11 protein-coding genes are annotated in these 12008 nt (G+C 58.8%); 7 read left to right on the top strand and 4 right to left on the bottom strand.

The features are described from left to right. On the top strand, positions 1-290 hold a 290-nt coding region (gene rpsI, locus PHD44_RS05425), incomplete at its 5' end, for a 30S ribosomal protein S9 (protein ID WP_300188935.1). 322 nt (positions 291-612) lie between these two features. Here rpsI and PHD44_RS05420 read toward each other — a convergent pair. Together PHD44_RS05420 and acs are read right to left on the bottom strand one after the other, a co-directional pair. Then, positions 613-1323 carry a cytochrome b/b6 domain-containing protein gene (locus PHD44_RS05420; RefSeq protein WP_300188932.1) on the bottom strand — a complete coding sequence of 237 codons (711 nt, stop codon included), beginning with the start codon at positions 1321-1323 and terminating at the stop codon, positions 613-615. An 84-nt stretch (positions 1324-1407) separates the two neighbouring features. Beyond that, on the bottom strand, positions 1408-3360 hold the full coding sequence (gene acs / locus PHD44_RS05415) for an acetate--CoA ligase (RefSeq protein WP_300188929.1): 1953 nt from the start codon (positions 3358-3360) through the stop codon (positions 1408-1410). A 354-nt stretch (positions 3361-3714) separates the two neighbouring features. Between acs and PHD44_RS05410 the strand changes: the two genes are divergently transcribed. The 4 genes from PHD44_RS05410 to PHD44_RS05395 are packed head-to-tail and all read left to right on the top strand — an operon-like array spanning position 3715 to position 7707. Continuing rightward, entirely contained in the window at positions 3715-4824 is a 1110-nt protein-coding gene (locus PHD44_RS05410; protein WP_300188926.1) for a MoxR family ATPase, read from the top strand. Then, positions 4814-5956, top strand: coding sequence for a VWA-like domain-containing protein (locus tag PHD44_RS05405; protein ID WP_300188924.1), 1143 nt, complete (start codon positions 4814-4816; stop codon positions 5954-5956). Before PHD44_RS05410 ends, PHD44_RS05405 begins: the two co-directional genes overlap by 11 nt. Before the next feature lie 35 nt (positions 5957-5991). Beyond that, the gene (gene xerD, locus PHD44_RS05400) at positions 5992-6888 is read left to right on the top strand and encodes a site-specific tyrosine recombinase XerD (RefSeq protein WP_300188939.1); all 897 of its coding nucleotides are present in this window, start codon (positions 5992-5994) and stop codon (positions 6886-6888) included. Between the two features lie 51 nt (positions 6889-6939). After that, positions 6940-7707 (top strand): DsbC family protein, encoded by a 768-nt coding sequence (locus tag PHD44_RS05395; RefSeq protein WP_300188922.1) that lies wholly within the window; start codon positions 6940-6942, stop codon positions 7705-7707. Between the two features lie 54 nt (positions 7708-7761). On the opposite strand, the gene PHD44_RS05390 is transcribed toward PHD44_RS05395, so the two are convergent. Continuing rightward, the gene (locus PHD44_RS05390) at positions 7762-9063 is read right to left on the bottom strand and encodes an MFS transporter (RefSeq protein WP_300188919.1); all 1302 of its coding nucleotides are present in this window, start codon (positions 9061-9063) and stop codon (positions 7762-7764) included. Between the two features lie 92 nt (positions 9064-9155). Further along, a complete protein-coding gene (locus PHD44_RS05385; protein ID WP_290681097.1) occupies positions 9156-9977 on the bottom strand; it encodes an outer membrane protein assembly factor BamD in 822 nt (273 codons plus the stop codon). A gap of 183 nt (positions 9978-10160) precedes the next feature. Here PHD44_RS05385 and rluD point away from each other — a divergent pair, with 183 nt between their 5' ends. Next, complete coding sequence (gene rluD, locus PHD44_RS05380; protein WP_300188914.1) at positions 10161-11183, top strand: 23S rRNA pseudouridine(1911/1915/1917) synthase RluD; 1023 nt, start codon at positions 10161-10163, stop codon at positions 11181-11183. A 17-nt stretch (positions 11184-11200) separates the two neighbouring features. Then, positions 11201-11977 carry a peptidoglycan editing factor PgeF gene (pgeF, locus tag PHD44_RS05375; RefSeq protein WP_300188911.1) on the top strand — a complete coding sequence of 259 codons (777 nt, stop codon included), beginning with the start codon at positions 11201-11203 and terminating at the stop codon, positions 11975-11977. The last annotated feature ends 31 nt before the right edge of the window (positions 11978-12008 follow it).

Genomic DNA, 12008 nt, shown 5'->3' with positions numbered 1-12008 from the left:
TCGAAGACTTCTTCGGTCGTGAAACGGCACGCATGGTCGTTCGTCAGCCTTTGGAACTGCTCGAAGTGGGTGACCGCTTCGATGTGTTCTGCACCGTGGCCGGTGGCGGCCCCAGCGGTCAATCAGGTGCGATTCGTCACGGTCTGACCCGCGCGTTGATGGAGTACGATGAAAGCTTCCGTGGCAAGCTGCGTACCGCTGGATTTGTGACGCGTGATGCGCGTGAAGTGGAACGTAAGAAAGTCGGCCTGCGTAAAGCACGTCGCGCGGTTCAATTCTCCAAGCGTTAATTATCCGCAGAGCCCGCTTGCCGGGCCCGCAAAAAACCCGCCCATTGTGGCGGGTTTTTTTATGGTTACTACTATCGGGTTGTGTTTATTTCAGTCGAGGCATTTCTGCCCGATTCGAATAGCTGCGCCGCCAGTTGTGCTCGTTGGACGGTGATGCTTCGATTATGCCTAATTCGATTATCCGGATGATGAGCTGATGTTATCCCGCCATGGTTGATCGCAGCAACGTATCGCACGGCCGTTATCGACGGGGGCAATGAGGGGTGATGTGCTCGCAAGCCTTCGGGCAAGGTGTGCTCGATGGCAAACTATTGGCGTGGTTTCAATGCAGCCCCAACCAGCCCGCAACCATTGGTGCGCGGTAGCTCACCAGATACCACACGCCAACACCGATGATGGTGGCAATAACAAAGGCAAGCCAGCCGGCGAAGTGTAGATTGGGATTCTGCACCGTTTCATCGGGTTTGAGCGCGCGCTTGCCGGTAATCATGGCTTGAACCAAGGGTTCGTGTTTTTTGAATTGATAGAAGGCAATGGCCAAGAGGTGCAGGGCAATCAGACCCAGCATGATGTTGAAATTGACGTCGTGGATGTATGTCAGCAAATCCTGCGTATTTTCAGAAACATATCCTGAAAAAGGGCCTTCATTGTAGATCTGGTCATTGGCGAACAGCCCGGTGCCCAGTTGAACCAGGATCGAGATGATCATCGCCAGAACGGACATCGCGCCGAGCGGGTTGTGACCGAGCCATATGCCTTTATGGGCGCCCTTGATATACGCAATGATATGCCTGGGATGACGGACGAATTGGCTGAAGCGCGCCGTATCACTGCCGATGATGCCCCATACGAGTCGAAACACGATCAAACCGATCAGCGCGTAGCCGATGGTCATGTGCAGGCCGAGTCGATCGAGGATATCGGCGGTAAACCACATCGCGAAGATGCCGATCACGAGCAACCAGTGGAACAGGCGGGTGGGCAGATCCCAGACTTTGACAATGCGGCGGGTGGATTTATCTGTACTGGACACGACTAGGGCTTCCTGTGCTGTGGTACGGGTTAGTGATTTTGCACTATGACAAAAAGGGAGCCATTTGGCTCCCCTTGTTGTGAATTACTTACCGAGCAGTTGCTCCAGAATGGCGGGATTTTCCAGTGTGGAAACGTCACCCTGCGGAAGTTCGCCGATGGCGATGCCGCGCAACAACCGGCGCATGATTTTCCCCGAGCGGGTTTTGGGTAGATTATCGCCAAAACGGATGTCGTCAGGTTTCGCGATGGGGCCGATTTGCTCGGCAACCCAGTCGCGCAGGGTTTTGACCATGGCATCGGCTGCGTCGCCTTGGGGACGATCGCCCTTGCAGACGACGAAGGCAACGATCGATTCGCCTTTCACGTCATGCGGCTTGCCGACCACAGCCGCTTCGGCAACCAGCGGGTGGGCGACAAGTGCCGATTCGATTTCCATGGTACCGAGGCGATGGCCGGAAACGTTCAATACGTCATCGATACGCCCCATGATCCAGAAATAGCCATCGTCATCACGGCGGGCGGAGTCACCGGCGAGGTAATACCCCTTGAGCTTATCCGGGAAATAACCGCGTTTGAAGCGCGCGTCGTCACCCCAGATGGTGCGAATCATCGAAGGCCATGGCTTCTTGATGACCAGATTCCCGCCCTGATTGTGACCCACGGGATTGCCCTCGTCATCGACGATATCCGCGATGATGCCGGGCAGTGGGCGTGTGCAGGAGCCGGGTTTGGTCGCGATGGCACCGGGCAATGGCGCAATCATGTGTGCGCCGGTTTCGGTTTGCCACCAGGTGTCGGCAATCGGGCAGCGCTCGCCGCCGATGACGCGGTGATACCACATCCAGGCTTCGGGGTTGATGGGTTCGCCCACGGTGCCGAGCAGACGCAGGCTGGAAAGGTCGGATTTGGCCGGAACGTCATCACCGAGCTTCATCAGGGCGCGAATGGCGGTCGGCGCGGTGTAGAACACCGAGACCTTGTGGCGTTCGATCATCTGCCAGAAACGTCCGCCATCCGGGTAAGAGGGGATGCCCTCGAACATGACTTGAGTAACACCCAGCGCCAGGGGGCCGTAGGTAACGTAGCTGTGGCCGGTGATCCAGCCGACATCGGCGGTGCACCAGTACACATCGTCGTCGTTCAGGTCGAATACCCAGGCATTGGTCAGCGCCGCATTGACGAGGAAGCCGCCGGTGGCGTGCTGTACGCCCTTGGGTTTACCAGTTGAGCCGGAGGTGTACAGCAGGAACAGCGGGTGTTCGGCTTCGACCATCACGGGCTCGCAGGTGGTTGACTGGCTGGCTGTAAGCGTGCTCCAGGCGACATCCGTGCCGGCGTTGAGCGTTACATTGCCGAGGCGCTCGAATACCACGACTTTCTCCACGCTGGGGCATCCAGCTTCGAGCGCCTTGTCGACGGCGGACTTGAGAGGAACGGTTCGCCCGCCACGCATGCCACCGTCGGCAGTAATGACCATGCGGGCGCCTGTGTCGTTGATACGATCGCGCAGCGCTTCGGCCGAGAAGCCGCCGAATACGACCGAGTGAATGGCGCCAATCCGCGCGCAGGCGAGCATAGCGATGCTGGCTTCGGGGATCATCGGCATGTAGATAATCACGCGGTCGCCTTGGGTGATGCCGAGCGATTTGATGCCATTGGCAAGTTTGGCGACTTCATCGTGCAACTGCTGATAGGTGATTTCCCGCACGCTGCCGTCGTCCGCTTCGGCAATGATCGCCACTTTCTGTGCCTTGGCGGGCAGGTGGCGGTCGATGCAGTTCACCGACGCATTGAGTTTGCCATCGGTAAACCAGCGATAGTGCGGGGCGTTCGAATCGTCGAGAATCGTGGAAAACGGTGTGTCCCAGGTCACGAACTCGCGGGCCTGCCGCGCCCAGAAGCCTTCGTAATCGCTTTGTGCTTCGGCGACAAGTGCATTGTAGGCATCCAGGGAACCAATGCGTGCGCGGGCGACAAACTCGGGGTTGGGTTGAAATACCCTGTTTTCCGTTAGAATCGATTCGAGATTATTCATGACATACCCCTGAGTTTCTTTGACTGGCTTTCTGCATCGGTCCGCTGCGAATAACGCGACCTGTATGAGTGAACCCGTAATTTTGCCAAATGCGGGCCTCATTGACCATAGTTGGCTTACCAGATACCCCCAGAATCGTGCAGATTCGATTGAGTTAACCCTGGGGCACCTCGAAAAACCGTCACGAGCATGTTCGAGTGCAAGGAGCCGCGGGCTTGCGCCAGCTTCGCGTTCAGTGAGCAACGAGACATATCGAGTAGATAGGCGAGGCGCGAACGAGCACGCGACGCCGCAATCGGACAGCGCAGTAGGTTTTTCGAGGTGCCCCCTGATTATTGAACATGAGTTTTGACCATGAGTTTTGAACAAACCATCCCCGCGCTTGATGCCCCCGCATTGGCCGAATTGCTATCCGAGACACTGACCGCCCCAGCGTGGGCGGTGCCCTTGATGATCTGGGGTGCGCCGGGAATCGGTAAATCGGATCTCGTGCGCGAGGCGGCGGCGGTGCAGGGTTATCCATTGATCGACCTGCGGCTTTCCCAGCTCGAACCCACCGATCTGCGCGGCATCCCCTTGCACGACAACGGCAAGGTCCGCTGGATACCGCCGGATGAGCTGCCGGATGAATCCCGCGATGGCCCGCGTGGCGTCTTGTTTCTGGATGAAATCAATGCGGCACCGCCGCCTGTGGCCGCTGCGGCTTATCAATTGATTCTGGATCGGCGCTTGGGCGCTTACCGCCTGCCTGAGGGCTGGAGCATCGTGGCTGCGGGCAACCGCCTCGATGATCGGGGCATTACCTATGTCATGCCTGCGCCATTGGCCAACCGGTTCATGCATGTGGAACTCAAGGCCGATGCCGATGCCTGGCTGGCGTGGGCTGCGCGGCAGGGTATTGATCCTGTGCTGCGGGATTTTATGGCCGAACAGCCGCACTGGTTGGCGCGGTTTTTACCGGAGCCGGAGGTCAAGGCGTTCCCCAGCCCGCGTAGCTGGGTGTTTGCCGATCGGGTGATCAAGCGGCGCGCCCTGCCCACTCTGACTGGGGCGGGTTCTTCCGGGCTCGATGAAACAACCCTGATTCATATCGCGGCCTGTGTGGGGCGCGAGGCGGCTGCGGCGTTGGCCGAATTTGTTGGCAGCGGCGAACAAGAGGGATTCTCGGTCGCCGGTTGGTTGAGTGAGCCGGGCAGTCTGGCGCAACTGACCGATGTGTCCGCGCAAATGGATGCGGTCCGGGCCATTGTGGCAGCCCGGAATCAGGGGCGGATCCGTACCGACGAGGCGCTGAAACTGGCGGTTGAGTTGCCGGATGATCGCCTCAGTTTCAGTCTGATCGAACAACTGCATCAGATCGAAGGGGATCGGTTGTTCGATGAGCCCGCCTTTTCGAACTGGGTGAGTGTGCGCGGTGCCAAGGCCCCTATCGAAAGTTTTGGAGCGGCTCCAAGTGCCGGATGAAACCCGTTGGCAACTGGCACGACGGGCGATGGCGGCTCGTTGGCCCGCCTTGATTCGTGCCTTGCCTGAACCTTGTGTGATGGTGCGGCAGGGTGGGGCGGTCGGGCTGGCAGATCGCGTTGTGGTGCTGCGGCAGGACTGGCTGGCGCAAGCCCCCACGCACGAATTACACCATGCGCTTTTGCACCTGGCGGCGCATGCGACGTTGGGGCATCGCACCTGGCGCTGGCATCCGGCTGCCGTTGATGCGCGGCTTGATGTCGAGGCAACCGATTTTCTGGTTTCTCTGGGTGTGCCCCCTGAGGCTGCCGGTTGGCATGATGATCATCACGGGATCTGGGCCGATGTGCCCGTTCTACTGCCGGGCGAAAGCCTCATGGCTCGCGCCGAGCCCGAGGGCAGCACGTCACGGGACGCAGCCGCATCTCGTGATATGACTTTGTCTATGGCAGAAGATGATTCCGATGAACCGATCGATTTCGATGCCCAGCAGGCCGCCAAGGTGGTAGCGGCGCGGCAATCCACCGATGGCCGATCATCCTCTGGTTTCAAGGGCTCGGCTGGCACGCGGATAACGCGGGATAATTCGACCGACTGGCGCGCGGTGCTGGAGTTGTGGCTTGTATCGCGTGTTTATCAACGCTGGCAGTTCGATCGTCCGTCGCGTCGGCAGGCAGAGCCGTTCATTTTGCCCCGCCTGGCGGGGAAGAGGCTCAATCTGGTGTTGGCGCTGGATGTCAGTGGTTCGATCGATCCGGCTTGGGCGCGGCAATTTCTGTTTGACGCGGAACAACTCCGGGGGAAGGTGAATATGCAGTTGCGCCTGTTGACCTGCGATAACCGGATTCATGACGATCGGATCCTGTCGGGTGCGCTGACATTGCCGGAAACGGGCGGTGGCGGGACAGACTTTCGTCCGGTGTTTTCCCGTTTGCATGGCGATTCCAGTGTGGATGCTTTGGTGTATTGCACCGATCTTATCGGGCAGTATCCCGAGCAAGCGCCGCATTTCCCTGTGTTCTGGCTCGTGCCGTCCGCTTTGTTGCGGGCTACTCGCGGGCGGCCTGCGGCTTTGCAGCCACCGCCTTTCGGGCGTGTCTTGCCGATGATTGATCGAGGGGGCTTACGTTGAGTGCGCCAACCCGGCATGAAACACAGGAGCGTGTCTTGCATGAGGATACGGCACGGCTGATCGACGAATTCATCAACGCGCTCTGGCTGGAAGAGGGCTTGAGCAAAAATACGCAGAGTGCCTACCGCAGCGATTTGCGCCTGGCCGCGCTGGAGTGGCAGCGTGCCGGTTTGCGACTGAACGAAGTCTCGGCAGAGGATTTGCCCCGGCTGCTGGGTGAGCGGATGAGTTCCGGTCAATCGGCGCGCTCGATCGCCCGTTTGCGCTCATCCTTGAAGCGGTTTTTCGGCTGGTTGCGCCAGCAGAATTTGCGCACGGATGATCCGACCACCGCCTTGGCCGCGCCTCGTTTGCCGCGCGCATTGCCCTACGCGCTTTCGGAAAACGAGGTCGAGCGCCTGCTCGCCGCGCCGGATGTGTCTGAGCCCATCGGGCTTCGGGATCGGGCGATGCTGGAATTGCTGTATGCCAGTGGCCTGCGTGTGACGGAACTCATCGGCCTGCAATTTGGTCAGATCAATCTCGTGCAGGGTGTGTTGCGCGTGACGGGGAAGGGCAACAAGGATCGATTGGTGCCCATCGGCGATGAGGCGATTGTCTGGTTGAGTCGGTACCTTCGCGAGGCGAGACCCGCGTTGCTGGGGCGACGGGAGTCCGCGAACGTCTTCGTCACCGAGCGCGGCGATGGCATGACGCGTCAGGCGTTCTGGTACCGCATCAAGCACCACGCGCTCCAGGCTGGCTTGGCGCGGCTGCCCTCGCCGCATACCCTGCGTCATGCCTTTGCGACCCACTTGCTGAACCACGGGGCGGATTTGCGGGTATTGCAGATGCTGTTGGGACATGCGGATCTATCGACCACGCAGATTTATACCCACGTGGCGACCACGCGTCTTAAGGCTTTGCACGCGCAGCATCATCCCCGTGGATAAGCTATGCTGATTCCAGATTTTTACCTTGGTTTTTATTTAGAGTGATCTGACATGAGTTTTTCCCGTTCCGTGACATTCCGCGCCCTGTTTTTGGGGGCGGTGGCCACCTCGACCTTGATGGCATCCGTTTCGATGGCACGGGCCGATCAGGCCGGTGACGAGCAGACGATCCGCAAGGAGTTGGCTCAATCGATGGCCCAACTGCCGATCGACAGCGTGGCATCCACGCCCATCAAAGGGATCTACCAGATCGTCTCCAAAGGGCAGATTGCCTACGTTACTGCCGACGGCCGCTACCTGTTTGCCGGTAATCTGCTGGATCTCAAGAATCAGGTCAATCTGACCGAAAAAGTCCGGGATCAGGAGCGCGTCGCACTACTGAAAACCGTGCCGGCCGATCACAAGGTTATTTTTGCGGCCGACGGCGCCAAAAAGGGCACGGTCACCATTCTGACCGATCCGACCTGCCCGTTCTGCGAGAAACTGCACCGGGAAATTCCACAGCTACAGAAAGCCGGTATCGAAGTCCAAACCATCCTGACGCCCCGTGCAGGCAAGGACTCGCCGGGCTATGTCGAGTCCTCGCAGATCATGTGCAGCAAGGACAAGGTCAAGGGTATTGATATCGCGATGGCGCGCCAGCCCTTGTCGGGTGACGCCTGCAAGGACAGCATGATCGACGCGAACATGGCGTTGGCAGAGCAGTTGGGCATGAGTGGTACGCCCTATATCATCCTGCCGGACGGCAGCGCGGTGCCGGGTTATCGTCCGGCGTCGATGTTGATCCCCGTGATTACCGGGCAGACTGCTTCTCAGTAAGTATCGGCTTGAGTATCCGTTGTCGCCTCGGGGGTAAACGCCCCCGTTTGCTGTTCAGCGGAATGCCTCGTCCTTGGTCTCCTTGATGGAGAGCAGGCCGAGCAAGGTCAGCGCGGCTGCGGCCGAGAGGTAGTAGCCGACATAGCTGAGTCCATAGTGGCTTGCAAGCCAGGTCGCGGCATAAGGTGCAAGCGAGGCACCGAAAATCCCCGATAAGTTAAAGGCCATCGAGGTGCCGGTATAACGAACCGTTGTGGGAAAAAGTTCGGAAAGGAGTGTGCCGAGCGGACCGTAGGTCAGCCCCATCAGCCCCAGTCCCAGCACCAGAAACACCACAACGCCCGTCAGGTTGCCGGAACCGAACAGTGGGGCCAGTGCAAAGCCGAACAGGAAGATTCCCAGCGTCACCACGATCAGTGTCAAACGGCGACCGAAGCGGTCTGCAATCAGGCTGGAAACAGGAATAGTGATCGCAAAAAACAGCACGGCGAACAGTTGGGCAAACAGGAAGGTCTCGCGACTGTAACCCAGGCCGTTCTTTGCGGTGCCGTAGGTCAATGCGAACACGGTCATCAGGTAAAACGTGACAAATGTGGCCAGGGCAATGACCGTGCCCGCGATCAAGGGTTTCCAGTGGCTCTTGAATACCGTGGCAATCGGTGTTTTGACCCGTGTGTTGTGTTCAACCACTTCCTGAAAGGCAGGGGTTTCGGTGATTTTCAGTCGGACGTACAACCCCACAATTACCAGTACCGCACTGGCAAGAAAAGGGATGCGCCAACCGAAGTCGAAAAACTGCTGGTCGGTCAGGAACGCGGTGAGCAGCACAAAGGTACCGCTGGAAAGTATGAAGCCAATCGGCGCACCCAATTGCGGGAACATGCCGTACCAGGCGCGTTTCCCCGGCGGGGCGTTTTCGGTTGCCAGCAATACTGCGCCGCCCCATTCACCTCCCAGTCCTAGACCTTGGCCAAAACGGAACAGCGCGAGGAGCGCGGGCGCAATGACGCCGATAGTCTCGTAGGTTGGTAGCAGGCCGATCGCCACGGTCGATAGCCCCATCGTCAGCAGGGCGGCTACCAGGGTCGCCTTCCGACCGATGCGATCGCCGAAATGCCCGAACAGCGCGGCGCCGATGGGTCTTGCGAAGAAAGCGATCGCAAACGTTGCCAGCGATTGCAGGACGGCCGTCGTTGGGTCCGATTCCGGGAAGAATAATTTCGGAAACACCAAAGCGGCGGCCGTGGCGTAGATGTAAAAGTCGAAAAACTCGATAGTCGTGCCGATCAGGCTGGCAAACAGAATTTTTGCGGGGCTGTTTTTCAGCGTGGGCGGGCTTTCATGGCGATCATCCATGACGGGAACCTTGGGGCTTAGGTGTTTCAGATTTTTCGTGTCTGGATGGTTAGTGACCAAAGGCCACTAACTAGAGTAGTTGCATGAACGAATCAGGACTTGGGCGCAGGAATCTTGTTGGCCGCGAGTGTGGCCTTGAGGATCTGCTCGGCATCGGCGGCTTCTGTTTTGAGCCCCAACTTCTTGTATGCGGAAATCAGGATTTCCAACGCGGGTATGGTTGAGGTTGAGCCGTTGTACTTGCTGAGTGCGGTTTGCGCGCGATTAGCCGCAGCAAGCCAGGCGCCGCGTTTCATGTAATACCGCGCCACGTAGATTTCATGTTCGGCCAGATCGTTGCGGATCTTGATCAGGCGGACACTGGCGTCATCGACATATTTGCTGTCCGGGAAGCGAGTGACGAGCTCCGAAAATGCGGCATAGGCGTTATGCAGGATGCTTTGATCGCGATAGGCGAGGTTGGGTTTGGCGATCTTGTTGATCAGCGAGTCGCCGCGATCCATATTGGCCAGACCTTTGATATAGAGCGCGTAATCGACGTTCTTGCCCTGCGGGTGAATCTGGATGTAGCGATCGGCTGCCGCAATGGCCGAATCCGGTTCGTCGTACTTGTAATAGGCATAGGCAACTTCGAGTTGCGCCTGTTCGGTGTAGGCGCCAAACGGATAGCGGCCCTCCAGGGTTTCGAATTTCTTGATGGCCGTGCCGTAGTCATCCCTGCGCATGGCGCTGGAAGCCTCATCGTAAAGCTGCGCCGCAGAAACCGTCGGGTCGGCGAGTTCGGCCTGATCCTGGTCGGAATTCTTGGAGAACCACGAGCAACCGCTCGTCAGGCCGATAGCAGTGGCCAGAAGGATGCCGCTGTAGAGTTTTTGATTGAGGAATACTTGATACCAAGGGGCTTGGGCAGACATACTGGAGAGAATCCTGATCTATAGACTGTGGCGGGTATATGTAAGCGCACCATATTCGCAGATTAGCGCGCATAAACCAAGCCGCCTTGACCAAGTCGACAGGGTGCGTTATCGCACCACTGATTTTCTGTATCGGTTCGATCCCCCATCGACACCGTTGGCGTATTATTTTTTGGAACCGACATGCATCTTGAAGAAACCCTGCTGATCCCCCCTGAGTGTGCCGGCCAACGGCTGGATCAGGCCCTTGCCAAATGCTGGCCGGATTATTCCCGCAGCCGGATTCAGGAGTGGATCAAGTCCGGCGAGATTTTGCTGGATGGTGCGGTGGCACGTCCGCGAGCCACGGTTCTGGGGGGCGAGTCGGTTGAACTGCTGGCCGAAATCGAGGAGGCGGTAGCGGCCGTGCCGCAGGATATTCCCCTTGATATCATTTATGAAGATGACGCGATCATCGTGTTGAACAAGTCGCCGGATATCGTTGTGCATCCGGCGGCGGGCAATCCGGACGGCACACTGGTGAATGCGCTGCTGTTTCATGATCCGAGTCTGGTTTCCGTGCCCCGCGCGGGCGTGGTGCATCGACTGGATAAACAAACCTCCGGCGTGATGGTCGTCGCCAAAACGCTGGCGGCGCATAAAACGCTGGTCGAGAACCTGGCGGCGCGCAAGATTCGACGTGAATACGACACGGTCGTGATGGGGCATGTCGTCGCGGGCGGAACGGTGGACGCGCCGATCGGGCGGCATCCGCGGGACCGTCAGCGTCAGGCGGTCACGGCGACCGGCAAGCGCGCCGTTACCCACTATCGGGTCTTGCAGCATTATGGCGAACAGACCTGGTTGCGGGTTCAGTTGGAAACCGGCCGTACCCATCAGATTCGCGTCCACATGGCGCATATTCGCCATCCTGTTATTGGCGATCCGGTCTATGGTGGGCGCCCTCGAATACCGCCGCGCGCTTCGACCGCCCTGATCGACGCACTGCGGCATTTCGAGCGTCAGGCCCTGCATGCCCGATATTTAACGCTGGCGCATCCGGTCACAGGCACGGAGATGCGCTTCGAGGCGCCGATGCCGGACGATATGCGCGAATTGATTGCCCTGTTGACGGAATACCGGGATAGCCTGCATCGTCGCGTGACGGATGAAGAAGATAATGATGGCGATGAAGCGGAAGTATTTTACGTACGGGATGATGGCTGATCGGCATGGGGCGTCTGATGGAAATCATCGAGGCTGACTGGACGCCCCCACCCGGCGTTCATGCCTGTGTCACCACCCGTTGTGGTGGTGTGAGTCAGCCGCCGTTCGATCATCTCAATCTGGCGACGCATGTGGGTGATGATCCCGAGGCGGTCGCCGAGAATCGTGCCCGGTTGCGTGCGTCGCTCGCCTTGCCTTCCGAACCATTGTGGTTAAATCAGGTGCACGGCGTGACCGTGACGGATGAGCGCAGCGCAACGTCCTGTTCTGGCGAGTGTGCTACGGCCGATGCGGCTTATACGGATCAGCCCGGCGTGGTGTTGGCCGTGCTGACCGCCGATTGTCTGTCGGTTGTGTTTGTCAGCGCAGACGGGCGCGAGCTGGCCGCGGCTCATGCCGGTTGGCGTGGATTGGCCGCCGGTGTGCTGGAATCGACCTTGGCGCGATTCAAGGCATTGCCCGAATCGATTCAGGCTTGGATCGGGCCATCCATCGGGCCGGAACAGTTCGAGGTGGGCGAGGAGGTTCGATCGGCATTCATGGCTGTTTTACCGGAAGCGCAAACCGCATTTGCACCTACGGGCGAAGCCGGAAAGTATTTGGCCGATCTGCCGGCATTGGCTCGGCAACGGCTGATGCGCGCGGGCGTGAAGCGGATCAGCGGCGGTGATTTGTGTACCGTGCGTTCGCCGGATCTGTTTTATTCTTACCGGCGTGATGGCGGCCGGACGGGGCGCATGGCAACGTTGATCTGGCGTCATGCCCAATCAGCACCAACATGCGATATAGAATAAGCTGCACGGCAACTGAGTGTTGAGGAACGAT

Origin of the sequence: Halothiobacillus sp. (assembly GCF_028710545.1) — a bacterium.
In the GTDB taxonomy this organism is placed as follows: Bacteria; Pseudomonadota; Gammaproteobacteria; order Halothiobacillales; family Halothiobacillaceae; genus Halothiobacillus.
The sequence above is the reverse complement of the archived record's forward strand: the minus strand, read 5'-3'. Positions and strand labels throughout refer to the sequence as shown.

Excerpts from the sequence above, each read along its gene's own strand:
- PHD44_RS05410 (WP_300188926.1), top strand. The coding sequence starts at position 3,715 with ATGAGTTTTGAACAAACCATCCCCGCGCTTGATGCCCCCGCATTGGCC.
- rluD (WP_300188914.1), top strand. The coding sequence starts at position 10,161 with ATGCATCTTGAAGAAACCCTGCTGATCCCCCCTGAGTGTGCCGGCCAA.
- PHD44_RS05385 (WP_290681097.1), bottom strand. The coding sequence starts at position 9,977 with ATGTCTGCCCAAGCCCCTTGGTATCAAGTATTCCTCAATCAAAAACTC.
- PHD44_RS05390 (WP_300188919.1), bottom strand. The coding sequence starts at position 9,063 with ATGGATGATCGCCATGAAAGCCCGCCCACGCTGAAAAACAGCCCCGCA.
- pgeF (WP_300188911.1), top strand. The coding sequence starts at position 11,201 with ATGGAAATCATCGAGGCTGACTGGACGCCCCCACCCGGCGTTCATGCC.
- acs (WP_300188929.1), bottom strand. The coding sequence starts at position 3,360 with ATGAATAATCTCGAATCGATTCTAACGGAAAACAGGGTATTTCAACCC.
- PHD44_RS05395 (WP_300188922.1), top strand. The coding sequence starts at position 6,940 with ATGAGTTTTTCCCGTTCCGTGACATTCCGCGCCCTGTTTTTGGGGGCG.